A 24,849-nucleotide genomic window follows, 5' to 3' on the forward strand; every position below is an offset into this window, starting at 1 on the left:
CCTCCCCAGAAAACTCCTTGAGCAGAATCCCATAATCTTGACCGACATTTTCTGGAGATGAAGAATAAAGAACCCTACCCTGAGCATCGATTAAAGAAAGCTCTTTTATACCCTGTTGGTTGGCCACCGTCTTAAGAAGATGTTCAAAAGTCTTCATATTACCTTTTCTCAGAGAATCTACAGCACTAGTAACGCTTATTTGGGCAATATTGTCGACCATTTCAAAAAGCTGGCTTTGATAGAGACGAATCATCCGGTCAAATCCCCAGATGTAAACCGCAAGGAAACATAAAGAGTTGATGATGACCAGACCTATCATTTTATGTTTTAATCCAAGGCGTAATTTCATAGGTCACCTCACTCATCAGTCTGAATGACGATTCGAGCCGGATCTGGATAAAATCCTTCTTCTTTCCCCCAGGGCCAGTCAGGGTGGGCACATCCCACACAAGGAGTGTTGGCCGCCACACACCAAGAAGTCCCTCCATTCCAACGCCTTAAGGGACAGTCCGCACGGGTGACCGGCCCCCGGCAACCCATTCGAAAAAGACAGAATTTTTTCTGGTTGTAGTCTGTAGCGTAGAGATCTTGGACAAAATATTGGTAACGTTGGCAGTTATGATGAATGATATCCTCGTAGTACATGAGAGGACGATTGTCCTTATCCAGTGGTGGTAACTTTCCATAAGCCACAAAGTAGGCCACCGTACCGGTAAATCTTAGCGAATTCATGGGACAACCTGGGATGCGAACCACAGGTTTTCCCAGGCCCCTCTCCTTTACGAAATCAAATATTGAAACAGCTCCAGTCTCTGGGTTGGCCCTAGGGATACCCCCATAGGAGGCGCAGGTTCCGCAGGCAATCACGGCGGCAGCCGAGACAATAACCCTCTCCAAGAGATCAATCAGAGATTGTTCGGCCACGGTACAGGCCTCGGGCATCTTGGTGGGGATGGCCCCTTCAAAGCACAGGACAAATTGTCCCTTTGAGCTCACCTCTTCTATAATCTGGAGAACCATCTCCCCCTGGGCGACCGAAAGGACGGGATGAAACTTTAGATCAACCAGGTTAGTAAGTATGGGTACTAGAGAGGGCGAATCACCATAGACCAGGGAGACGCTGTCTCCCGAACAAGCCTGACCGGTAAGCCAAATAACCGGCACTTCTTTGCGGGCAATCCGGATAAAGGCCTCAGCAAAATCAGACCCTAGGGCCGCATTTCCACAAAAGGCAAGTGCCAAACGACCACAGAACTTCAAAAAATCCCGCCGGTTAAGGTTCATGTCTTCCTCCTAATGAATGCTACAGGCCAAGCAGGGATCAAAACTTCGGATCACCCTCCCCACCTCGATCAGCCCCTCTTTATAGGCCACAGGAGTCCCCAGAATGGCTTTTTCTGCTGGGCCAAGCCGACCCTGTTCATCACGAGGAGAGAAGTTCCAGGTAGAAGGGACTACACACTGATAACGAACGATGCGACCAGAACTGGCCTCAACATAGTGGAGAAGCTCTCCCCGGGCGGCATTAGATAGACCCACTCCCTGACCACTCACCGGAGCCTCAGGGTTGACCATCCGGATGGTCGGCCCTTCCAGGTCAAGGGCCTCAAGGGCCTGAGGAAGGAATTCAAAAAGCATTTCGGCCTCTGTCGCCCGGGCTAAGTGGCGCCCCATGGTAGAGAAGGCAGCATCTGGGCCCTGACCAAGATTCTTTAATCGGGCCAAAAGACGGCTTTGGCCTTCTGGCGTAAGATATATTCGGGAAAGAGGTCCGGTCTCCATAGGGTGTCCATCGTATCTGGGAGCCTTGATCCAGGAGTAAGCTCCACCTTTGTTGGGAATTGGCCTAGTTACTCCTTGGCTAAAGGGGAGAGAACTTCCCTCATAATAGGAATAGGCCACGTGTTCCGTGATTTTGGTCAGCTCAAAAGGATATCTCTGGCCCTCGATGAGAACACCGGGGCTAAAAAGAGGCCTTCCCAGTGAGGCAAATCCCCCATAAGATATGAGGTTTTGATATCCCCGGCCAATTTTAAAGTAGGCCGGATATAGACGAGCTAAACTCATAACATCAGGCAGATACGTAGTGAAGGTAAAGCGCCGGAGCCTGTCGACCAGATCGGCCACCTTAGCCAAGCGATCAGGGGTGAGTTCAATCGTAAGGCCTCCGGGGAAGACCGTATGGGCGAATGGAGCCTTTCCCCCCAGAATGGCCAAGGCCTTGGCCCCGGTAACAACCACCTCTAAAGCCTCAAGATAGTGGACTAGAAAAGGCAAGGCCCTAGAAGGGTCCTGAAGGTAATCCCCTGGAACCTTGCGGGTAAAAAGATAAGGACCCTTATTTTTTACCCATTCTTTTAATCCTTTAAGCTCCGGATCCTGTCCTCTGTAGGCCAGGATGGCTGCAAAATCGACATAGTCGGGAACGGCTAAATGATAAAAATGAAGCACGTGATCGCTGGCCATGTGAATGGCCAAAAGGATGTCCTGGAGAAGGGCCCCATTGGGAGGGAGCTCAATTTTGTAGAGGTCGGCTAAAGCCCTAGCCGAGGCAATACCATGGACTTCGTGGCAGACCCCACAGATACGCTGGGTAATCCTCAGGGCGTCAAAAGGTCTACGACCAGAAAGAATGTTCTCAAAGCCTCGATACATTTCTCCCTTGACCCAGACGTCAACCACCCGCCCATCTCTTATCTCAGTCTTGACAGCAAGATGTCCTTCTATCCTAGTAAGTGGCGCTAGTGTCTTTATGGCCATGGCAACCCCTTCTCCGAAATCTCTAAGCCTTTAGAAAGAAAATATCGACCTGCACACAAAATCCTTAAGGATTTTTGAATCTTCTATTCAGTTTTTTCTAGCGGTGCCGATTATCCTGAAAAGACGAAAGCGCCAAAATTCACTTTCAGGAGGGGATCTATGGGTAAAAAGCTTAACTGTTGGGAGTTCAAAAAGTGTGGCCGTCAGGGAAAGTGCCCAGCCTCAACCGAAAAGAAGGCCCATGGCATAAACGGCGGGCAAAATGGAGGAAGGGCCTGTTGGGCTATCGCCGGAACTTTTTGTGGGGGGAAGATCCAAGGAGTCTATTCCCAGAAGTTGGCCTCCTGCCTCAAATGCGATTTCTATAAACTTGTCCTCCAAGAAGAAGGAAAAAATTTCATAGGAGGACGAGAAATCGTCAAGAGACTCGAGAACTAGAAAGCCTTTGTCTCCAGGGCCAAACCTTTGTCTTGTTTGAAATTTGGATGGACCTTGGCCAAGGCCACCAGTAGCCCCAAAACGCTTTTAATAAGGCCTTGTACATAGAGTTACGCTGGAATGTGCATGAGGGCTACACCTCAAGGCTTCTTGGACCCTGCCTGGGCCATTTTCAACAATAATGACTTTTTATAAGTCAGAGAAATCCGTCAGTATCAAAAGCTTGTAGAAGCGGAGCCGGCACTATCCATTTCCAGGTGGACAGTTTTCCTCCCGATCTACCTCTTCTTCCCCTGACACGATAACCTGACCTCAAGTTTATTATTAGTTTCATTTTTTTCTTGGAGGACGTTATCCTTATCTACTACCGCCCGAACATTTGCTTTACCTCTGAGATATAAATTTGATCTATAAATCAGCACCCCACCCGGATTTATTAAGCTTTTATCAGAATCAATCGTTCTAAGAGCAACACCTCCCCATCCCCGTCCATTCATATAAAGATAGACATTAAGGTTTGAAATCCAAGCAGATTGCGGAATAAATCCGCCCTGATTTTTTATCTTAACTAAAACTCTACAATCACTCCCTAAGTATATTTTTTCAATATATAAGTCCGGAAGTCCAAGACAAGTTAGCTTTTTCTCCATAATATTGTTTTTAAGATCAGCATCAATTATCTTAGGTCCTACGTTAATTTGAGCTTTAATCCTAGCATCCTTGGGAAGGATCATATTACTTCTATAAACTACACTCCCTCCTTTTTTGAGGAGCTTTTTCTGTGGATCAAAATGATCTAAAGACACACCTCCCCAAAATTTTCCGTTTTTATAGAGATTAAGTGTTGGGCTATCCTTTTTCCAAAATCTAGAAAACAATCTACCAGGACCCTTGTTCACTATAGTTATCAATACATGGCATTCTTGATCAAGACTTATATCCTCTATAGCTAAATCTGGATAAACAGATCGTATACCTTCCTCTCCACTCACAGGATAAGCCACCAACACTTCAACTCTCTGCTTTCTTTTTACATCAAAGTTGGAAACAGATATCATAAATTTTTTAGTTTTTTTAAGCAAAATATCATCAATTGAATATTCAATTCTCCCTTTATCTCCTCTAACCTGAGCAAGAAGCTTGTTATCTCCCTCTTCAACAGAAAATAACTTAACAAAAACTAATCTTTTATGCCCTTTTTTAACCTTTAAATAAATACGAATTACACCTGGACTATTAACATTAACATAGAAAAGACGCGTAAATGGATTGGAAGAAGAATTAGCCTTTTCTAAAACAAGATCATATTTCTTCACCTTGGCTGCAGAAATTTCTCCCCAAAATATGGGGTTTAAAAAGACCAAAATAAAAATGACAATCTTCCATATTTTTTTCATCAAAATTCCTCCTTTTTTTAAGGATGACCTTTCAATGGCCAAATAATAGCTTTAAACAGAAAAAGTTCCTACCCTGGAAAAGATTTTTATTAAGTCATTATTTACAACAGCTAAAATCTTAAAATCAAGATTTTTCTAGAAAAATCTACCACAATTCACAAAATATAAGGTTATAGTAAATATTATAGTAAATAATTAAGCTCTTAAAAGGTAGTTTTAACGATTTGGAGATTTGAGATTAGGATTAGGAGGCTTAGGTGGGAATGGAGTGGAAAATTAAAAAGGGGGGCTTTGAGCCCCCCTTGAGTGACCTAAGGGAGTCTAGTCAATAATGACTACATTGGCCGCCTGCTCCCCTTTGGGGCCGTTCTGGATGTCAAATTCCACCAATTGACCCTCCCTCAGGGTGCGGAAACCACGCCCCTGGATGGCTGTGTAGTGGACAAAGACATCACCACCGTCCTCTCTGGAGATGAAGCCATAACCCTTTTTGTCGTTGAACCACTTAACTCTTCCTTTGGCCATTACAACTGTCCTCCTTAAAACTTTAAAACTCTGTAAGCCGTAATGGCCGCCCCAAAGGAGGCATAACCAGCTTACAACTTACAAAGGTCACTTTAGACCCCTACCTAAACTTTGTAAAGGAAAAAGTGTTTTTCTCCTAGGTAACACTTTAAATATCCTGTTTTTTGGGTAATCTTAGGTTTAAATTTGAATTTTTTCACTGAGGGTATAATTTCTCCAGATTAGAGAAGACCTTTTCTAGGAATTTTTTCTTTGAACCGAACGGCTCCTCCCGAAGAAGAATTTCCCCAACGCCCCGAGGCCGGAAGGTCCCGGCTCAAAGAGATCCTGCGGACCATACTTATCTACGATCCAGAAGCCAGGGTAAATCTCTTTGAGGTATTCCCGGCCCTGAGGAGCTTTTTTGCGAATCGACGCTACTTTGCCTGGATCAGGACCGCTACAGACATTCTTTTTGCAAGCCTCATCTTTGCCGGCCTCTTCGGCCCCCAAGATCCGGAACGCAACGCCATGCTTTTTGTTGCCTGGGGCCTCTGGTGGACAAGCGTGGTTATTTCCTGGTTTTTCTTAGGGAGAATGTGGTGTGCTTTTTGTCCCTTTCCTGGCTTGGGACGTCTGCTCCAGGGGCTTTCTTTCTCGCGCAAAAAACTCCCCCCACACTGGTTCTCCCGATACTGTGCCTATATTGCCACTGGCCTCTTGGCCTTCATCATCTGGATTGAGGCCGTAACCGACATGAAGCACTCTCCCATGGGAACGGCCCTCTTACTCCTCTCTATCGCTGTTGGGGCTACAGTCCTAGCCATCTTTTATCGGGGACAAGCCTGGTGTCGGCATTTCTGTCCTATGGGAAAGATCATTGGCTCAGCAGCTACCCTTTCCATCTTGGAATTCCGGGCTGATCACAATCGTTGCCGGGGATGCCGAACCTTCGAATGCAAAAGGGGGCGAGCCGGTACTCCAGGATGCCCAGTCTATTTGGGAGCTTTCAATGTCCGCAACAACCTTATCTGCCTCATCTGTGGTCACTGTGTTCCCCTCTGCCAAAGGGGATCTCCCCGGCTCAATATTCGCCATTCTTTAAACGAGCTCATCCTCAATAAGGGGCGCTATCTCACCTGCACCTATATTATTCCCTTCCTTATGGGCTCTCAGGTGGCCCGATTCCTTCAAGACAGTCGTTGGTACCCAAACTTCCGGAATTTTCTCGGAGGCTCTGAGGCCGTAGCCTTTACCCTCATCCTGACTGCCGGTTTCATCTTTTTCCTGGGGCTTATCAAACTTGGAGCCCGACTTTTTACCGTCCATGAAGACGAACTTTTCGGACGTTTTTCCCCTATGGTACCTGTACTTGTGCCTTTGGCCTTTACCGGAGAGTTAGCCTACCGGCTGGAGTACTTATTAAGGGAGGCCGGAGACTTCCTACCTACCCTGGGAAGGCAATTTGGCTTTTCCTGGGAGCATCTGGCTTTTGAGATCCCTTCAGGCCTCATCGGAGGGCTTTCCATATTTATACTCATTCTAGGGGCCCTAGGCGGGCTACATGTAACCTATGTTTTTTATCGCCAAGAGTTTGAAGGCCTAGTTCCCCAAAAGAACTATTTCCTTATCAATGTCTTGGTGCTCCTCAGCCTGGGAATATATATCTGGATCGGTAAATATTTGGGGTCTTTTTTCCTTTAATTTAAGGATTTGCCAAAAGGCTGAAGACGTCTTATAAATCCATGGCCAACTCCCAAAGATTTGGAGGCTTTAGATCTATGGAGATAATGGAGGGAACAAAGGGCCTCATTCGTCGCCTGCGGAATCCAGTGGTCACTATCGGTAACTTCGATGGGGTCCATCTGGGTCATCAGGCCCTCTTTCAGGAAACGGTCCACCGGGCGCAAAGGTCTGCGGGCGAATCAGTAGCGGTGACCTTTCATCCTCATCCGCTCAAGATTCTCCGACCAGACAATCCAGTTAAACTCATCTGTACCTGGGAAGACAAGGTAGAACTCATCCGCCGGGCTGGGATCGACGTCCTTATCTGGTTTAGGTTCAACCAGAATTTTGCCCAGATAAGCGCTGAAGACTTCGTGCATCGCTACCTAGTAGCGATGCTGGGAACAAAAACCTTAGTTGTTGGCTATGATTATGCTTTTGGTAAAGGGCGTCAGGGCAACATCGATTTTCTTAAAGAGGCCGGGAGAAAATACGGCTTTGAGGTGGTCGTTGTCCCCCCACAGAAGATAGACGATCTGATTGCTTCAAGCAGTAAGGTTAGAGAGCTTGTGGCCAGCGGCCAGATGGCCACAGTAAAAAAACTACTAGGACGTTACTATCAGATCCGAGGAGTTGTCATCCCGGGGCATGGCCGCGGTAGCCGTATCCTAGGCATCCCCACAGCCAACCTCAGGATCTCCGGCGAAGAACTCTATCCGAAGATCGGAGTTTATGTGGTCCAGGTCATTGTTGGGGAACGATGCTATGGAGGAGTTATGAATATCGGCTTCAACCCCACGTTTGCCAATGGTGATCTCTCTGCGGAAGTCCATATCTTTGACTTCAACCAAAACATTTACGGCCAGGAGATAAAGATAAACCTCATCGAACGGCTGCGAGACGAAAAGAAGTTCTCCTCTCCAGAGGAACTGGCCCAACAGATCCGAGCAGATATCGAAAAGGCCCGTAAGATCTTGGCCCGAGAGGCTGGAGCCATGGCTTCGGCCTGTATGGAAGAAATAAAGGCTGCTGCCAGTTAGGATAATCTATGGACAAAGAAAGTCTTCTCAAGGCCGTCTCCCCAGAACTGGCCCGTATAGAAGAACAATTGCGGGCCAATTTTGCCTCCTATGTTCCTTTTATCAATGATGTCAGTCAGTACATCCTTTTTTCCGGAGGCAAGCGCCTTCGGCCCCTATTGATGGTCCTTGCGGCCAAACTCTTTGGACCTCCGGATCCGGAGGTCTATCGAGTTTCGGTAGTCTTTGAATATCTCCATGCAGCCACCCTCCTCCACGATGATGTCGTTGATGAGGCCCACATGCGCCGGGGGCGAACTGCCGCCCGAAAAGTCTGGGGGAACCAGGCTGTCATTCTGGTTGGGGACTTTCTTTACTCCAAGGCCATTCGCATCCTTGTTGAACACGGAAACCTTCAGATGCTTGATGTTGTTTCGGAGACTACGGTCTTAATGAGTGAAGGAGAAGTCCTTCAACTTCTTAACGCCGACAATATTCAGACCTCGGAAGAAGACTATATGGAGGTCATCCGGCGCAAAACGGCTGTTTTGATCGCCGCGGCCTGCCAGTGTGGGGCCCTGATAGCCGGGGCTAAAGGACCGGCTGTGCGGGCCCTAAAAGGCTACGGACTCAATCTGGGATTAGCCTTTCAGATCGTCGATGACCTGCTTGACTATCAAGGGGCTGCTCAGGAAACCGGGAAGGATATCGGCAATGATTTCAAGGAGGGTAAGGTCACCCTGCCCCTGATCATTGCCCTCAGCAGGGCCGATAAAGCCGACCGAAGGCGTCTGATAGAGCTCATTCAGGCTGAAAGGGCCGATGAGGCGGCCTTTAAAGAGGCCTATAGCCTGATTGAAAGATATCAGGGCTTCGAAGAGACTCGCCAGAGGGCTGAAGACCTAGTCTCACGGTCTCTTAACTATATAAAAGAACTCCCCGAGGCCCCGGAGAGGGAAATCCTTGTCGGTATTGCCCGTTATGTGCTTACCAGACGGAACTAACGACCAGTGTGGCCAAACCCCCCTGGGCCCCGGTCAGTAGGGTCAAGGTTAGAGACCGAGACAAGCCTGGCTCGAGCTACCGGAGAGATAACCAACTGGGCAATCCGTTCTCCGCGCTTTATGACCACCTTTTGCTGGCCTAAATTAATGAGTCCGACCTTGATCTCCCCCCGGTAGTCAGAGTCAATCGTCCCCGGAGAGTTGACAACTGTCAGGCCAAACTTTATGGCCAAGCCACTTCGAGGTCTGACCTGACCTTCAAAGCCCTCCGGGATGGCCATCCTGATCCCTGTAGGCAGGAGGACGATCTGTCCAGGTGTAACGGTCACCGGTTCTGAAATGGCAGCCAGAAGATCAAGCCCTGAAGCTCCAGAAGTCATGTATTGAGGGAGAGGAAGATCTTTGGCATGGGGCAAGACCTCTATGGGAATAAGGATCTCTTTCATGACCGGAAGGCCACCAATTTCTCTTCGTCAAGGGGACCAAGAGCCACCAGTGAAAGGGCCTCTCTGGCCAGAAAGTCTCGAGCCACCTGACAGATATCCTCCGGAGTTACAGACTCAATTCGAGAAATAGCCTCTTCGTAAGGGACATAGCGTGAAAAGAGGATCTCGTTTCGGGCCAGCCTAGTCATACGAGTGTCAGAGCTTTCGGCCGAAAGCAGAAGGCCCCCTTTGACATGATCCCGGGCAGCCGAAAGCTCCTCCTCTGTAATATGGTTCTCCCGAAGACGGGCGATCTCTTCGAGAATGATGGCCACAGTCTGGTTGGCGTTCTCCGGAGCCACACCAGCATAGATCCCAAAAAGACCGACATCCTCATAGAGCGAGAGATACGAATATATAGAATAGGCCAGACCCCGTTTCTCCCTTATCTCTTGGAAGAGACGGGAGCTCATCGAGCCTCCCAAAATAACATTGAGTAGAAGCCCAGCGTAACGCCGTTCGTCCCTGGCCGCAGGACCAGGACCTCCAAGAACCAGGTGGACCTGTTCAAGATCCCGAGGATAGATGGCCACAGAGGATCTGATCTCCGGGGTAGAGCGGGCTGAAAGACCATCTTGAGGCGGAACCTCGGCAAATTGAGCCGCAACCATTTCTACAAAACGGGGGTGTTCAAGGCTGCCGGCCCCAGCAATGACGATCTTTTCTGCTGTATAGGCCTGTTGAAGATACTCCCTAAGGCCAGAAGAGGTCATCCGGGAGACAGTCTCTCGGGTACCCAAAACAGAAAACCCCAAGGGATTGTCTCCAAAGACGAGCTGACCAAAGAGATCATGGACGAGCTCATCAGGGCTGTCCTCAACCATGCTTATCTCCTGGAGAATCACCTGCCGCTCCCTTTCAAGCTCTCTTTCTTCAAAACGGGAATGAAGGAAAATATCGGCCAGGAGATCCAGAATTCGGGGCAGGTGTTCGTCGAGGACCTTGGCGTGAAAACAGGTGTTTTCACGAGAGGTAAAGGCATTGGAAAGTCCGCCCACCCGGTCGATTTCTTTGGCAATGTCGAGGGCTGAACGACGCACCGTGCCCTTGAAGACCATGTGTTCGATAAAATGGGCAATACCGTTTATCTCCCTGGTCTCGTCTCGACTGCCGACGTTGACCCAAATGCCCACAGATACCGAACGAAGACCGGGAATCCTCTCTGTAACAACCCTGAGACCGTTGGGAAGGACGGTTTTATGATACATCTAGGTGATGTCCACCGAGTCTTCGTCCTTCTCTTCCCTTAGGCGACGCATAGATTCCTCAAGGGCGGCCCGACGGGACAACTTTATGCGGCCCTGACGATCAATATCGATAACCTTGACTAGAACTTCATCCCCTTCCTTGAGGATATCAGAAACACTTCGGACCCGACCTTTGTCCATCTGGGAGATGTGGATCAACCCGGTTGTTCCCGGAAAAATTTCTACAAAGGCCCCAAAATCGGTAATCCTGGTCACCTTACCCAGATAAAGTTTGCCAACTTCGGCCTCCTGGGTGACGTCCCTGATCATCTTTATAGCCTTCTCTGCAGCCTCCGTATTGGGGGCAAAGATGCGTACCAACCCTGAATCTTCGACCTCGATTTTTACATCCTCACAGGCAGCAATAATCCCCTTAATGGTCTTGCCTCCTGGACCTATAAGATCACGGATTTTGCTGGGACTTATCTGAATGGTTGTAAGCCGAGGAGCATAGGCCGAAAGGGTCTCCCGAGGCTTACTGATGACCTCTCGCATCTTGCTGAGGATGAAGCGACGGGCCTCTCTGGCCTGGGCCAAGGCCTGGGCCATAATCTCTTTAGTAACACCAGTGATCTTGATATCCATCTGGAGGGCAGTGATGCCTTTGTCTGTCCCGGCAACCTTAAAGTCCATGTCCCCCAGATGATCTTCATCACCAAGGATATCCGTCAGGGTGAAGAATTGATCCCCTTCCTTGATAAGCCCCATGGCCACCCCGGCAACCATATCCTTGATGGGCACCCCCGCATCCATAAGTGAAAGAGTACCCCCACAGACAGTGGCCATGGAAGAGGAACCGTTTGACTCCAGAACCTCCGAGACCACCCGAATGGTGTAAGGAAACTCCTCTTGATCTGGAACCACGGCCAAAAGGGCCCTTTCGGCCAAAAGCCCATGGCCAATATCTCGACGCGAAGGTCCCCTAAGAGGGCGGACCTCTCCTACACAATATGGTGGAAAATTATAGTGGAGCATAAAATGTTTAAAAACCTCTCCACCTGGAGCCTCAATCCTCTGTTCATCCTGAGTACTACCCAAAGTAACAATCACCAACACCTGGGTCTCTCCTCGGGTAAAGAGGGCCGAACCGTGGGTGCGTGGCAAAAGGCCAACCTCACAGTTAATGGGACGAACATCGGTAAAGGATCGACCATCAATTCGCCGGCCTTCCTTGGCAATCATGGCCCGCATCATTTCCTTTTCTATCTCTTTGAGAAATCCCAAGACTTCCTTTTCCCGACCGGAAACCTCCTCCCCTAAGGTCTCAAGAACCTTATTTTCAAGTTCCTGGCGTTTGCGGGCCCGTTCGACCTTTGCAACAGTGGTGATCACCTCCCGCAGATCTTCAGAGAAGGTTTCCTTAAGCCGTAAAAGGAGTTCCTCATCGCCTTTAGGCTCTTCAAAGGCCATCTTTGGTCGACCACAGCCCTGACGCAATTCTTCCTGAAGATCTATCAGACGTTTGATCTCCTCATGGGCCCGAAAGAGGGCCTCGAGGACCACCTCCTCTGAGACTTCCTTGGCCGATCCTTCGACCATGCAAATGGCTTCTTTGGTTCCAGCAACAATCAGGTTTAGGTCTGAATCCCTGACCTGAGAGGTTGTCGGGTTGATGATAAACTCCCCATCCACCCGACCAACTCTCACTCCAGCCACCGGTCCAGCAAAGGGTATATGGGAGAGATGAAGGGCGGCCGATGCCCCGGTGATGGCCAGAATATCAGGATCAATTTCTGGATCCACCGAAAGTACCGTGGCAATGATCTGGGTATCATAACGGTAACCCTTGGGGAAAAGAGGGCGCAGGGGACGATCAATTAGTCTAGCAGTGACGGTCTCCTTTTCGCTGGGGCGGCCAATCTCCCGACGGAAATAACTTCCGGGAATACGACCAGCAGCGTAGTACATCTCCTGATACTCTACCAACAGGGGCAGAAAGTCTATCCCCTCCCTAATCTCTTTAGAACTCACCGCCGTCACTAAAACGACCGTGTCTCCGTAGCGAACAATTACCGCCCCACTGGCCTGTCTGGCTACCCGTCCCGTCTCGACGATGAGCTTCCGGCCACCTATCTCCAGTTCAGCTGTTTTGATCATAGACTCTTAAGTACTCCTTCCTGAATGCTTTAACCCCTCAAGCCGAGCTCTTTGATGATCCTCCGATAGCGATCAAAATCCGTCCTTTTAAGATACTGCAGGAGACGGCGACGCTGGCCAACCATCTTTAAAAGCCCCCGACGAGAGTGATGATCCTTTTTGTGAACTTTAAAGTGTTCAGTAAGATGGTTGATGCGGGCAGTAAGCAGGGCAATCTGAACTTCCGGAGAACCAGTATCGGTATCGTGGAGTTTAAACTTCTCAATTACCTCCCGCTTAACCTCTGGTGAAAGACCCATATCTTCCTCCTCAAATTTCCGATTTTGCCAGGCTATTTCTAACACCTACTCGGCCCTCTGACAACGGATGGGCCTCATTATGGCCAATTAGGGATTAAAAACTCGCACCAAGTCGATCTCACCACTGTCACCAGGTTCAGGATACATTACCACCGCTACCAAATCATCATTGACCATCAGACGGAGCCAGGGAATACGAGGGACCCTGACCACCTTTTGAACCCGAAGAAGGTTCCAGATCATCCCAACCCGAGGTCTGAAGCCATGACGGATGCGCCGGGCAAGTTCCTCCCCAATGACTACCGAAGGAATAAAAGAAAGAGCCCGAGGGATAGGAACAAGGTGTTCTTCAAGTTCCCCGACTGAAGCCTTGTCCAGAATCTCCTTAAGCCCCATAGCCTGAGAAATATCAAAGGGCCCCTTTTTAGTTCGCCGCAAACCCTTAAGACAGGCTCCACAGCCCAAGACTTGCCCCAGGTCATGGACCAAGGACCGGATGTAAGTCCCCTTACCACAGGCCACTCGAAAATAGACAAAGGGGGCCTCGTAGGAGAGGATCTTAAACTCCAGAACCTCAACCTTCTTGGGAGGCTTGATAACTGGGGCACCCTTGCGGGCATATTCATAAAGGGGTCGCCCCTTGTGTTTGGCCGCTGAATAGGGAGGAGGACTCTGTTCAATAAGGCCAACAAAGTTGGCCGCTACCCGCTCAAGATCCCCAAGTTCAAGGGACGGAACCTGACGACGGGCTACCACCTCACCCAAGGCGTCATAAGTGTCGGTTTCAATGCCTAACTCCATGACACCTTCATAGACTTTATCTCCCTCAAGGATGAATTGGGCAAGTTTGGTAGCCTTTCCCAAACAGACAGGAAGAACCCCGGTAGCCAGGGGATCCAAGGTTCCCCCGTGGCCTGCCCGCCGGAGCTTGAGCTTTCTTTTAAGAAGGTCGACCACCTTAAAGGAGGTCATCCCTTCAGGCTTATCAACCACCAAGACACCATTCATTCCTACTTCAGACCTCTCTCAACAGCTTTCCAGCGGCCTTCAATAGGGCCATTTTGATCTCCCTGGCTGATGACTTCTTCTTGAAACCTGCTGCCTGAACATGACCACCGCCGCCAAAGTCTTCGGCCAGCCGGGCGACATTCACCCGCTGGGAACGCAGGCTCACAGAGACCTGCCCTGGGTGTTCCTCTCGCACCAAAACCGCCAATTCCACCGTATCAATTGAACGGATCAAATTGGCAAAGCTTTCGGTATCAGATCCCCGAGCTCCGGTCTCAGCAAACATCTCCGGAGTGATAACCATCAATCCCAAGCGCCCTTCATAGTGGAGCTCCAGGCTGTCCAAGGCTCGGGCCAGGAGACGAAAGCGTCTCAGAGGATAGTGTTCAAAAAGTCCCTCAGCGACCTTGGCTGGTTCAACCCCAGCGGCCACCAATTCTGAAGCCATGGCAAAGGCCTCCTGATTGGTCTGTTTGAAGCAGAAACAAACAGTATCGGTAAGAAGGGCAGCATAGAGATTAGTGGCAATACTGAGGGTAAGGGGCCAGGAAAGGGCCTTGAAGATTCTAAAGAGGATCAACCCCGTAGCCGGGGCCTGAGGATCAAGAATGGCTATGTCTCCCAGATCACCCGAGGAAGAATGATGGTCGATGACCACCACCTTGGCCCCAGAGAGGTGCCTTTTCAGAGCCCCTATACGGGAGGCCTCGGCACAATCAAGAAGCACCAAGACCTCAAAGCCTTCCTCCGGGATCCTTGAGCCGACGGCCTCTATGCCCGGAAGCCATTGGTATTGAGAGGGAATCTCATCGTCGACAAAAAGGCTGACCTCTTTTCCTTTGGCCTTTAAAGCCTCGGCCAAGGCCAGAAGGCTCCCCAGACCATCTCCATCTGGATGAACATGAGTCGTCAGGCAGAAGCGCTGGCTTGAATCTATCAAGTTGGCAAACTTAGCGACTTTGTCCATCCTTCTCCCTAGCTTTGGCAAGGAGAGCATCTATCCTCGAGAGGGCCTCCTGGCTCTGATCCAGCTCGAATTCTATCTCTGGCATGAACTTCAACCTCACTCGGTTGGCTAACTCCCGTCGCAGATGTCCCTGGGCTTGACGCAATCCAGCAAGGACCCTTTGACGTTCGGATTCACTACCATGAATATCAAAGAAAAAGACCGCCCGCTTTAGATCAGGACTCACCTGCGCATCAACCACAGTGATAAAGGCCTCTTTGAGACGGGGATCCTTGAGGCCTCGCTGAAGGATAAGAGAAAGTTCCTGTCTAAGGAGTTCGGCCACTCTTTTGGCTCGCTGGCCCTTCATAGGCTGATGATCTCTATCCTGGTCTCGATCACCTCCACCTCTCCAAAGGCCTCGATGTAATCCAAGGCCCGGTCGAGAATGGAGTTTATAAGGCGCTGGTCATTGCCAACCGTGGTCAGACCTATCTGGGCCCGTTGCCAGAGATCGTGATCATCTACCTCGGCCACCGAGACGTTCTTGAACCGGCCGTTTATCTGACGAAGGAGACTCTTAATAACCTGCCTTTTGCCCTTGAGAGACTGATTCTCTGGTATGAAGAGCTGTACCTTGGCCACTCCGACAACCATTACTAAAGCTCCGGTTTGATCTCGACCATCTCGAAGGCCTCAATGAGGTCACCAACCTTGATATCATTGAAGTTCTCAAGACCTACTCCGCACTCATAGCCCGCCGAGACCTCCTTGACATCTTCCTTGAAGCGCCTCAGAGAGGCAATCCGACCGGTATAGATGACCACGTTGTCCCTCAGGAGGCGAATCTTGGCTCCCCGCTCAAGGCGCCCCTCGCGAACATAACAACCGGCCACCACCCCTACCTTGGGGACTTTAAAGGTGGCCCTAACCTCCGCCACACCGATGATCTTCTCCTCATAGGTGGGTTCAAGGAGACCGACCATGGCCTTCTTGACATCATCGACCACATTGTAGATGACATCATAAAAACGCACATCCACCTTCTCCTGTTCGGCCAGTTCCTTGGCCTTGGAAGTCGGCCGGACATTGAAGCCGATGACCACGGCATCAGAGGCCGAAGCCAGCATAATATCACTTTCTGAGATGGCCCCGATGCCCGAACGAATGATGTTGACTCGTACCTCCTCGGTAGAAAGCCTTCTTAAGGCCTCAGCCAAGGCTTCAAGGGTCCCCTGGACATCGGTCTTCAGGATAATCTTAAGTTCCTTGATCTCACTTTCTTTGAGCCTCTCGAAGAGTTTTTCCAAGCTAACCTTGGCCGTCTTGGCAGCCTCGGCCTCCCTCAACTTCCGCTCCCGATACTCGGCCACATCTTTGGCCACTTTTTCGGATTCAACGACAATAAAGTCATCTCCTGCCTGAGGGACTCCAGAAAACCCAAGGACCTCTACCGGATGGGCCGGTCCGGCTTCTTTTACCTTCCGCCCTCGGTCGTCAAACATGGCCCTTACTCGACCATAGTGATAGCCGGAGACAAAGGGATCGCCGATCTTAAGGGTCCCTTCCTGAATAAGAACAGTAGCCACTGGTCCCCGTCCCTTATCAAGCCGGCTCTCTATAACCCGACCTCGCGCCGGACGCCCCGGAGCAGCTTTAAGCTCCATGACCTCGGCCTGAAGCAGAACCAGCTCTAGGAGATCCTTGATGCCGATTTTCTTCTTGGCCGAGACCTCTGCAAACAAGGTCTCCCCTCCCCAGTCTTCAGGAACAAGGCCCAACTCTGCCAGCTGGCTCTTGACTCTTTCGGGATTGGCCTCAGGCTTATCAATCTTGTTTATGGCCACCACCACCGGCACTCCAGCGGCCCGAGCATGGTCAATGGCCTCCCTGGTCTGATCCATGACCCCATCATCGGCGGCAACAACCAGGATGACGATATCGGTTACTTGGGCACCACGGGCCCGCATAGTAGTAAAGGCCTCATGTCCGGGGGTATCAATGAAGACGATCTCCCGACCGTCGTCGAGCTTAACAAAGTAGGCTCCAATGTGCTGGGTAATGCCGCCAGCCTCCCGGGCAACCACGTCTGTCTTGCGGATGGCATCAAGGAGGCTGGTCTTCCCATGGTCGACATGCCCCATTACCGTAACTACCGGAGGTCTTGGTTTAAGCTCTTCAGGACGCGGAGGTTCATACTTGAGAAGCTCTTCCTCCTGAATGCCCGCCCGCTCTACCTCATGGCCAAACTCTGAGGCCAGAACGGCGGCAGTATCATAATCTATGGACTGATTGACGGTGGCCATCACTCCGAGTTCCATCAGCTTACGGATGACCTCTGAGGCTTTGACCCCCATCTGTTTGGCCAACTCTCCCACCTGGATAGACTCATAGATCTTGATCTTTTTCTTGGCCGGACGAGGCGGAGGAGAAGGAGGCGTTTCTTTGGCCTCTTTAGCCTTGCCCTTCTTGGCCTTTTGGGTCTCGGCCTTAGTCTCGGGCTCTTCCGCCGGAACTTCTGGCTGGGGTTCTTCAAGGGAGACTTTTTCAAGTTCCCTTTCAAGCTCTAAAAGCTCCAGACCCTCTTTAAGCTCGCTGACTTCGCTCTTTGGCCGGGCCACTCGCTTTTTGGCCTTCTTCCGGGGAGCTCCAAGATCAAGGCCCTCAACAGTCCGCTTGGCTTTCTTCTTGGCCTTCTCCTCAACAGAAGGGACAACACCCGGAGCCGGCTTGGCCGGAGGAGGAGTAGGCCGGGCCCCAGAGGTCGGCCTGGGCCTGGCAGGCGAAGGGGTCGGAGCCTTCTTGACCACTTTAGCCTCTGGCTCCGCCCGCTTAACCACCCGAGCGTATTCCCGATGCTCGGTCATATCGACCACACGTGGAGCCGGGGGTTTAGGCTTCTCGGCCAGTTCTTCCCGAGGGGTCTCTTCTTGAGGCTTGACCGGAGGCAAAATCTCCTTCGAAGTCTCTTTGGCCTCAGGAGCGGTTGTTTTTTCTTCCTTAGGAACCTCTTCGACCTTGGGTTTACGGATAATCTTGAGCTTCAGACGAGGTTTAACCTCCTTTGGAGACGTGGCCTTCAAGACCCGGGCCTCCTCTGATGGAGCCTTGGCCTCCGAGGGCTCCTGAGCCTGGGGCTGTGGCCGACGGCGAATAACCAGGGGCCGCTTGGCCGCATGGGAACTGTCCTCTTGGACCGGACGCCCCAGTTTCTGCCGAACCATGGCCACTTCTTCTTCGGAGAGCATGCTACTGTGACTTTTTACCTCCAAGCCAATCTGACGTATCTTGGCCAAAAGTTCTTTGCTCTCCAAGCCTACCTCTTTGGCCAGTTCGTAAACCCTCATCTTCGCCATTTTTTGTTACCCCCTAGCCCCGACCTCCGGGGACTGACGAATATTTATTTGGGCCGCAATCAGCCCTAATATCTTTAATCTCTTCTGGAGAAAGTCGAAAGGCCCGTGCTAAAATCCGACGCCCTCTTCTTCGGAAAACCTCCGACCAGCACTCCGGACAGACGTAAGCCCCCCGACCGGCAAGAACCTTCCTTTCATCCTTAAAGACCACACCTTCCCGTACCACTAGCCGGTGCAGCTCTGCCTTGGGTAGATGTCGTCGGCAAAAAACACACATCCTTATGGGAATCGCCGCCACACCTCTTTTGTTCAGAAGGCCCTGGCTGCCTGGATCAGTCTTTCGGCCTCCTCTGGGCTGATTCCAGCAATCTCGGCCACCTTCTCCGGCTCGCTCTGGGAAAGAACCTCAGGCGAATTGATGCCCGCATCATACAGCTTAGCAGCCAAAGATTCTTCTATTCCATCAAGAGAAAGAAGGGCCCTGAAGCCCGGATCCTGACGCCGGGCATACTGAGTCTCGCTACAGACATCGATCTTCCAGCCCAAAAGTCTTGAGGCCAGACGCACGTTCTGCCCCTGTTTACCAATGGCCAGCGAAAGCTGATCATCAGGAACTATCACTTCCAAGGCCTTGTTGGCCTCATCAACGATGACCTTGGAGCACTCCGCCGGAGAAAGGGCATTATAGACATACTTGGCCGGGTCCGGACTCCAGGGGACAATGTCTATCTTTTCTCCCCGGAGTTCCTGAACTATGGCCTGAACTCGCGACCCTCTCAGGCCCACACAGGCCCCAACAGGATCGATGTCGGGATCGCTGGAGACCACCGCGATTTTGGCCCGAGATCCAGGTTCTCGGGCCACCCCCATTATCTTAACAATGCCTTCCTGGATCTCTGGCACTTCAAGCTCAAAGAGCTTGGCCAGAAAGTCTGGGTGGGAACGAGAAAGAACTATCTGGGGATCACGACTGGCCCGTCGGACCTCGATGATCAGGGCCCGGAGGCGATCTCCTCGACGGTAATGCTCTGTGGGAATCTGTTCAGAAACCGGAAGGATAGCCTCCGTACGCCCCAAGTTAATAATGATGTTGCCCCGGTCAAAACGCTGGACACTACCAGCAACAATGTCCCCAACCCGGTCTTTGTATTCTTCGTAGATGAGGTCCCTCTCAGCGCTTTTGATCTTCTGGATGATTATCTGTTTGGCTGTCTGGGCCGCAATCCTTCCCAGATCCCGAGTATCCAGCTTAACCCCCAAGCTGTCTCCCAGTTGGCTTTCCGGATCAAGCTCCCGGGCCTCCTCAAGGGAAATCTCTGTCTCTGGATCCTGGACCTCCTCTACCACCGTGCGGAATTGAAAAACATCTACCTCTCCTGTCTCCTCATTGTACTGGACCTCCAAATCCACCTTCTGCCCATATTTCTTTCGGGCCGCTGAACGAATAGCCTCCTCCACGGCCCCGATGAGGATGGCCCGATCGATACCCTTTTCTTTACTGACCTGGTCAATGATCCTCTTAAGGTCATTCATATATCCACCACCTCACTATTTGAATTCAAACTTTAAATGGGCTTTCTCTACGGCCGAAAAAGGGATCTCCACCCTCTGTCCATCGGCGAGTTCAAGGGATATAAGGCCATCTTTGATCCCCAAGATGATGCCAGTAAAGTTTCGGCGCCCCTTGAGAGGTCTTTTGGTGGTTAATTTGGCCTTGCGACCAGCAAAACGCTCGTAATCCCTCTCCCTGACCAAAGGCCTCTCCACCCCTGGGGACGAGACCTCTAGGTTGTAAGCATGATGGATGAAATCCTCGGCATCAAGAAGGTCTCCAACTACTTCACTCACTTGGACACAATCCTCAAGATTGACCCCGCCGTCCTTGTCTATCAGGAGGCGAAGGACCCACCCCTGAGGTTCCCGGCGAAAATAGACCTCTACCAACTCCAGACCCAAGGCCTTGAGGATAGGTTCAACCAGCTCTTTTACCCTAGAGACGATCTCTTTCATTGGCTCTATAAACAAAAAAGTGGGCAAAAAGGCCCACTTTTTTGAAATCTCCTTTGATTGGCCTACCTAGGCCCACAAAAGCAAGACGCCCCTCGGCGCCTTTTATGGCCTTTAGTTTGGAGCGGGCAACGGGATTCGAACCCGCGACCTCAAGCTTGGGAAGCTCGCGCTCTGCCAACTGAGCTATGCCCGCCCAAAGCAAAAAATATAGTAAAAGTAGCCCCGTTATGTGTCAAGGGGCCCTATTCCTTGAGAAGATCGACACCTTGGCGACGAAGAACGTTCATGCCTCCCTGGATGACCCAGTTCCGGGAAAGACCTACCTGATCCAGAAAACGCTGGACCTCATAGGACCTCATTCCGGAATTGCAGACCAGGAGGAGGTCTTTATCCTGGGGAAGCTCCTGATAGCGTTTACGGACGTGATCATAAGCCATCCAGATCCAGCGACCGGGATACTTGGCCTCGTAGGGTTCAGCTTCTTTTTTATGGCGCAGATCGACAAAAAAAGCGGTCTTGTCGCCGGATCTCAGCCGCTCCACAGCCTCATCTACCTCCACAACCCGCATCCTCCCGGAGACGATATTGTCAGCCACGTTGGCCAAGGCATTGAGGGCGTCCATGGCATTGGCAAATGGCGGGGCATAAGGAAGCTCAAAGTTTGAAAAATCAGCAATAGTCGCCCGATGGCGGATAAGGGCTGCGGCCATTCCTACCCGGGCGAAAACCGCATCTCCAGCCGGCCCCACTCCTTGAACCCCAAGGACCCGCTGAGTACGAGGATCAAAGACCATCTGGAGATGGATAACCGCTGAACCAGGATAGAAATGGGCCCGATCAGTCTGATTATGGAGGGCATGACGGGCCGGAAAGCCTTCCTGACGGGCCCACTGTAGGGAAAGACCAGTGCCTGCCACCGAGAGATCAAAGACCTTCATGACAAAACTGCCCAAACACCCTTCGAAGATCTCCGTACCCCCGGCCAGATTGGTACCGATAATGCGGCCATGTTTGTTGGCCAGTGAGCCAAGAGGTAGGGGGAAACGCTTTCCAGTGAGAAGATGATAATTTTCAATACAGTCGCCGCCGGCATAGATGTTCGGATCAGAGGTCTGAAGGCGATGATTGACGACAATGCCTCCAAAGGGGCCAATCTCCAGGCCAGCCTCCCGGGCCAGTTGGCTGTTGGGCCGAACCCCCACCGACATGATCACTAGATCAGCAGGATAGACACCTTCCTCGGCAACTACCGCCCTTACCCGACCGCCTTCTCCCTGAATCTCTTTAATCCGGGAGTTGGTAACCACCTTGAGTCCCTTTTCTCGCAAGTGGGCCTCAACCATCCTGGCAAAAACGGGGTCAACTATTCGAGGCAGGACTTGGGGCATATACTCAAGTACCGTAACCTCCACTCCCCAAAGATCAGCCAAGGCCTCACTCATCTCCAGCCCGATGGCCCCACCACCAATAACCACCGCCCTTTCTACCTGACCTTTGGCCAAACGATCTTTAATTTCGATAGCCTTGTGGAGGTTGGCTATGGTAAAAACTCCATCAAGATCCTTTCCCGGAATAGGAAGGACGAAGGGATAGCTTCCGGTAGCAATCACTAGTTTATCGTAGGCAATAGCCTCTTCTTTGCCGGAGTCTAGATATCTTACATGGACAAGCTTATTTTTTCTGTCGATAGCAGTGGCCAAGGTCCTGGTGAGAACTTCTACCCCCTTGGCATTTTTAAAAAAGGTCTCATTACGAAGCATATGAAAGGTCGTCGAGCGAAGCTCTTTCTCATCGGCAACGTCACCGGAGACGTAATAGGGGATTCCACAACCTCCATAAGAAATGAGCTCGTCTTTATCAATCAAGATGACCTCGGCATCGGGCCGAAGACGCTTAACCCGGCAAGCCGCTCGAGGACCGGCGGCCACAGCACCTATAATCACAAATCTTTCAGACATGACAGACCTCCCGGATAATTAAAGTTGGAATTCAAATTATTTGTCTATCATAGATGACAGAACCGGGGCAACCTAAAGACAGCCCCCTGAAATCTAACTCAACGAGATGGGGAGTGAATTTTAAACAAAAAGGGAGGATGAGTGATGAAAAAAGACCGAATTTTAAAGAAGGACTGGCCAGAGTTTCTAAGGGGTTTCAATGCCGAGAACCAGTTTCGTCCTGTACGCCTTCTGGTAGACGAACACCTCATGGCCGAAGGGCTACCGTTTATGGGAATAGTCCATGAGGAGAAGAACAAGACGGTAGAGTTCTATGTTGGAGGGACTGATGCCGACCATGTAGAACATCTCATCCATTCCCTCCGATCCCCACGAGCCATCTATGCCCTTAAGGAAGACGGAAGGATCCTTGGTCTTGAGGTCCAATCGGCCCGGGATCCCAAAGCAGCTATTGAATTCATCGGTGGCGCAGAAGAGGCCAAGAGGGTCAAAAGGGAGTTAATTGAAAAGATTGCCTACTCAATTTATGAGAAAAGAGGCCGAGAGGCTGGCCGCGATCAGGAAGATTGGTTCAGGGCCGAAGAGCTCGTGACTAAGATAGCCAAACGCTTCATCTAGGGTTCCTCCCAGAAGAGTTTGAGGCGGCTCTTTTTGAATTCCTTAAGGCTATAAAGGACCAGCGGCTCTTTAAGCCTGGAGAGGGTGATCATCTTCTCCACTATGGCCCGACAGTCTTCCTGATTGCGTCCATGAATCATGGTATAGAGGTTGTAGGGCCAATGGGGATAGGATCGCCGCAGATAGCAATGGGAGATCTCAGACAGGGCGGCAAACTGTGGCCCAACGAGGTCTATTCGTTCTTCTGGACACATCCAGGCCACCATGGCATTGCGGGAGAATCCCGCCCTGGTATGTCGCAAGAGGGCGGCAAAACGACGAATCACCCCTTTTGAGAGCATTTTTTTTATCCAGCCAATAAGAGTCGCCTCCTCAAGGCCAAGCCCGACAGCCAAGGCCTTAAATGGCTCCCTGACCAAGGGAAGGTCTTCCTGAACGGCCCGAGCGATGCGTTCCTCCTCAGGGCTCAAAAGCACCCTGGTCTCAGTAGAAGCAATCTTTGGACCTTCAGGGCCGTTGTTAGACTCAAGATCCAGGATGACCGCAATCTTAAAGGTCTTAACGATGGGTAAGATGAGATAATCTCGGGCCTGGGTCTGACGGACGAATTCTCTTATCTTTCCCTCAAGATCCTTCCCTGGAGGCACAGCCACTGTAAACCAGAGATTGAAGCGATGATTGCGCAGATAATTGTGACTGACCCCGGGATAGGCATTGATTATCTCTGCAGCCTGCTCGATTCCGGACTCCGGAAGGCTTAAGGCCGCAAGGCTGGAACGATATCCGACGGCTGACGGCTGGAAAATAGCTCCTATCAGCCGGATAAGACCTGCCTCTTTAAGGCGAGCCAGGGACCAGAGAACCTCTTCTTCAGAAAGACCAAGGCTTTCGGCTAGACAGAGATAGGGACGCGACTTAAGAGGAAAATCGCGCTGAACTAAAGAGAGAAGTTCTTTCTCCCAATCTTTAAGTTCCATGGGCTAGAACTTAATCAAATTTGACCTTGTTTGGCAAACAAAAGCTGGTTATGAGCAGGGCAATAAACGTCTGTGAGGAAGTATATGCCCAAGGTAGCGGTAGTGATTCCCTGTTATAACGCCGAGACCTTTATCCCAAAAACCTTAGAAAGTGTTTTGGCTCAGGACTTTCCTGATTATGAGATCATTGTCGTTGATGACGGAAGCACTGATTCTACCAGGGCTATACTCCAGGAATACAATAGGCTTTCAAACCTAAAGATCATCCATCAGTCCAATGCCGGCCCTGCCCAAAGCCGCAACACCGGCATCAAAGCCTCGGACTCAGACTACATTGCCTTCCTTGACAGCGATGACCTCTGGCACCCCTTTAAGCTCAGACAGCAGGTGGAAATCCTTGATAACAATCCCGGGGTTGGTCTTTGTTATACGGGAGCGCAAGTCATAGATCTTTCAGGAAAAAGACTTCCTCAACGGGACCGAAAAACAGCCCTTCCGGTCTTTAATAGTCACCGTCGGGCCCTAGAGGCCCTAATGGTAGAAAACTTCATCGTCACCTCCAGCGTTCTCATCCGACGAGGGGTCCTCGAAAAAACCGGACTGTTTTCTGACCAATATCTATATGCCGAAGATTGGGACCTCTGGCTGAGAATTGCTAAAGGCTTTCCCATATTCGGGATCCCGGAGGCCCTGTGTCTCTACAGATGGCATGAAAAAAGCTTCTCCTCAAAAAGGATCGCCCTCCTTGAATCCTCCTACAAGCTGACCCGAAGAAGCCTCTCCTGGCTATCTTCTGAAGGAAGATCAGGCTTTTTAGAAAAAAGGCTACTCCGACGTCTCGGCCTTATAGCCTCGGATATAGGAAAACTTTACCTCAAAGAGAAGAAAAGAACCTCGGCTCTCAGATGGCAGTTAAAATCTATTAGACATCTGCCAACCCACCCTAAACCCTGGCTCCGCCTTCTAAAGGTACTCCTTTTGCCCTTTGATAGTTGATTCTA

General features: G+C 50.7%; 25 protein-coding genes and 1 tRNA gene. 6 read left to right on the plus strand and 20 right to left on the minus strand.

From position 1 onward, the window contains the following. The 3 genes from ACXJJX_RS08105 to ACXJJX_RS08115 all read right to left on the minus strand — a co-directional run. A partial coding sequence (locus tag ACXJJX_RS08105; RefSeq protein WP_456433996.1) for a hypothetical protein occupies positions 1-349 on the minus strand: 349 nt, incomplete at its 3' end. An 8-nt stretch (positions 350-357) separates the two neighbouring features. Beyond that, positions 358-1,284, minus strand: a complete 927-nt coding sequence (locus ACXJJX_RS08110) for a hydrogenase small subunit (RefSeq protein WP_456433998.1) — start codon at positions 1,282-1,284, stop codon at positions 358-360. 9 nt (positions 1,285-1,293) lie between these two features. After that, positions 1,294-2,760: a nickel-dependent hydrogenase large subunit gene (locus tag ACXJJX_RS08115; RefSeq protein WP_456434000.1), complete on the minus strand. Its 1,467-nt coding sequence runs from the start codon at positions 2,758-2,760 to the stop codon at positions 1,294-1,296. A gap of 159 nt (positions 2,761-2,919) precedes the next feature. Here ACXJJX_RS08115 and ACXJJX_RS08120 point away from each other — a divergent pair, with 159 nt between their 5' ends. Next, positions 2,920-3,198 (plus strand): two-CW domain-containing protein, encoded by a 279-nt coding sequence (locus ACXJJX_RS08120; RefSeq protein ID WP_456434002.1) that lies wholly within the window; start codon positions 2,920-2,922, stop codon positions 3,196-3,198. Positions 3,199-3,476: 278 nt separating this feature from the next. Here ACXJJX_RS08120 and ACXJJX_RS08125 read toward each other — a convergent pair whose 3' ends face one another. Beyond that, entirely contained in the window at positions 3,477-4,595 is a 1,119-nt protein-coding gene (locus tag ACXJJX_RS08125) for a CARDB domain-containing protein (protein WP_456434004.1), read from the minus strand. Positions 4,596-4,916: 321 nt separating this feature from the next. Continuing rightward, complete coding sequence (locus tag ACXJJX_RS08130) at positions 4,917-5,120, minus strand: cold-shock protein (RefSeq protein WP_166031811.1); 204 nt, start codon at positions 5,118-5,120, stop codon at positions 4,917-4,919. 252 nt (positions 5,121-5,372) lie between these two features. Between ACXJJX_RS08130 and ACXJJX_RS08135 the strand changes: the two genes are divergently transcribed. The 3 genes from ACXJJX_RS08135 (at position 5,373) to ACXJJX_RS08145 (ending at position 8,847) form a co-directional block, all read left to right on the plus strand. Beyond that, the gene (locus tag ACXJJX_RS08135) at positions 5,373-6,803 is read left to right on the plus strand and encodes a 4Fe-4S binding protein (protein WP_456434007.1); all 1,431 of its coding nucleotides are present in this window, start codon (positions 5,373-5,375) and stop codon (positions 6,801-6,803) included. Between the two features lie 77 nt (positions 6,804-6,880). Beyond that, complete coding sequence (locus ACXJJX_RS08140; protein WP_456434009.1) at positions 6,881-7,864, plus strand: bifunctional riboflavin kinase/FAD synthetase; 984 nt, start codon at positions 6,881-6,883, stop codon at positions 7,862-7,864. Between the two features lie 8 nt (positions 7,865-7,872). Continuing rightward, positions 7,873-8,847 carry a polyprenyl synthetase family protein gene (locus tag ACXJJX_RS08145; RefSeq protein ID WP_456434011.1) on the plus strand — a complete coding sequence of 325 codons (975 nt, stop codon included), beginning with the start codon at positions 7,873-7,875 and terminating at the stop codon, positions 8,845-8,847. Here ACXJJX_RS08145 and dut read toward each other — a convergent pair. From dut to ACXJJX_RS08215, 14 genes are all read right to left on the minus strand, one after another. Continuing rightward, positions 8,844-9,293: a dUTP diphosphatase gene (gene dut / locus ACXJJX_RS08150; protein ID WP_456434013.1), complete on the minus strand. Its 450-nt coding sequence runs from the start codon at positions 9,291-9,293 to the stop codon at positions 8,844-8,846. The two genes, ACXJJX_RS08145 and dut, sit on opposite strands and share 4 nt — an antisense overlap. After that, positions 9,290-10,540, minus strand: a complete 1,251-nt coding sequence (locus tag ACXJJX_RS08155; RefSeq protein WP_456434015.1) for a M16 family metallopeptidase — start codon at positions 10,538-10,540, stop codon at positions 9,290-9,292. Before ACXJJX_RS08155 ends, dut begins: the two co-directional genes overlap by 4 nt. Beyond that, positions 10,541-12,676: a polyribonucleotide nucleotidyltransferase gene (pnp, locus tag ACXJJX_RS08160; protein WP_456434017.1), complete on the minus strand. Its 2,136-nt coding sequence runs from the start codon at positions 12,674-12,676 to the stop codon at positions 10,541-10,543. A gap of 29 nt (positions 12,677-12,705) precedes the next feature. Continuing rightward, positions 12,706-12,975, minus strand: coding sequence for a 30S ribosomal protein S15 (gene rpsO, locus ACXJJX_RS08165; protein WP_456434019.1), 270 nt, complete (start codon positions 12,973-12,975; stop codon positions 12,706-12,708). Between the two features lie 87 nt (positions 12,976-13,062). After that, the gene (truB, locus tag ACXJJX_RS08170) at positions 13,063-13,983 is read right to left on the minus strand and encodes a tRNA pseudouridine(55) synthase TruB (RefSeq protein ID WP_456434021.1); all 921 of its coding nucleotides are present in this window, start codon (positions 13,981-13,983) and stop codon (positions 13,063-13,065) included. Between the two features lie 7 nt (positions 13,984-13,990). Then, positions 13,991-14,950, minus strand: coding sequence for a DHH family phosphoesterase (locus ACXJJX_RS08175; protein WP_456434023.1), 960 nt, complete (start codon positions 14,948-14,950; stop codon positions 13,991-13,993). Further along, a complete protein-coding gene (rbfA, locus tag ACXJJX_RS08180) occupies positions 14,934-15,299 on the minus strand; it encodes a 30S ribosome-binding factor RbfA (protein WP_456434025.1) in 366 nt (121 codons plus the stop codon). Before rbfA ends, ACXJJX_RS08175 begins: the two co-directional genes overlap by 17 nt. Continuing rightward, entirely contained in the window at positions 15,296-15,574 is a 279-nt protein-coding gene (locus ACXJJX_RS08185) for a DUF503 domain-containing protein (RefSeq protein WP_456434027.1), read from the minus strand. The genes rbfA and ACXJJX_RS08185 overlap by 4 nt, the downstream gene beginning before the upstream one ends. 14 nt (positions 15,575-15,588) lie before the next feature. Next, positions 15,589-18,285, minus strand: a complete 2,697-nt coding sequence (gene infB, locus ACXJJX_RS08190) for a translation initiation factor IF-2 (RefSeq protein ID WP_456434029.1) — start codon at positions 18,283-18,285, stop codon at positions 15,589-15,591. 13 nt (positions 18,286-18,298) lie between these two features. Beyond that, the gene (locus tag ACXJJX_RS08195; RefSeq protein ID WP_456434228.1) at positions 18,299-18,562 is read right to left on the minus strand and encodes a YlxR family protein; all 264 of its coding nucleotides are present in this window, start codon (positions 18,560-18,562) and stop codon (positions 18,299-18,301) included. Positions 18,563-18,594: 32 nt separating this feature from the next. Next, positions 18,595-19,818: a transcription termination factor NusA gene (gene nusA, locus ACXJJX_RS08200; RefSeq protein WP_456434031.1), complete on the minus strand. Its 1,224-nt coding sequence runs from the start codon at positions 19,816-19,818 to the stop codon at positions 18,595-18,597. 15 nt (positions 19,819-19,833) lie between these two features. Further along, positions 19,834-20,295: a ribosome maturation factor RimP gene (rimP, locus tag ACXJJX_RS08205; RefSeq protein ID WP_456434033.1), complete on the minus strand. Its 462-nt coding sequence runs from the start codon at positions 20,293-20,295 to the stop codon at positions 19,834-19,836. Positions 20,296-20,412: 117 nt separating this feature from the next. Further along, positions 20,413-20,488 (minus strand) — tRNA-Gly (locus ACXJJX_RS08210). A gap of 49 nt (positions 20,489-20,537) precedes the next feature. Continuing rightward, on the minus strand, positions 20,538-22,253 hold the full coding sequence (locus ACXJJX_RS08215; RefSeq protein WP_456434035.1) for an FAD-dependent oxidoreductase: 1,716 nt from the start codon (positions 22,251-22,253) through the stop codon (positions 20,538-20,540). Positions 22,254-22,397: 144 nt separating this feature from the next. On the opposite strand from ACXJJX_RS08215, the gene ACXJJX_RS08220 reads away from it, so the two are divergent. Beyond that, complete coding sequence (locus ACXJJX_RS08220; protein ID WP_456434037.1) at positions 22,398-22,871, plus strand: DUF2934 domain-containing protein; 474 nt, start codon at positions 22,398-22,400, stop codon at positions 22,869-22,871. Here ACXJJX_RS08220 and ahbA read toward each other — a convergent pair. After that, on the minus strand, positions 22,868-23,848 hold the full coding sequence (gene ahbA / locus ACXJJX_RS08225) for a siroheme decarboxylase subunit alpha (protein WP_456434039.1): 981 nt from the start codon (positions 23,846-23,848) through the stop codon (positions 22,868-22,870). The two genes, ACXJJX_RS08220 and ahbA, sit on opposite strands and share 4 nt — an antisense overlap. Before the next feature lie 84 nt (positions 23,849-23,932). On the opposite strand from ahbA, the gene ACXJJX_RS08230 reads away from it, so the two are divergent. After that, positions 23,933-24,844: a glycosyltransferase family 2 protein gene (locus ACXJJX_RS08230; RefSeq protein WP_456434041.1), complete on the plus strand. Its 912-nt coding sequence runs from the start codon at positions 23,933-23,935 to the stop codon at positions 24,842-24,844. Positions 24,845-24,849 lie beyond the last annotated feature (5 nt).

The sequence above is a fragment of the Thermosulfuriphilus sp. genome (assembly GCF_054026695.1).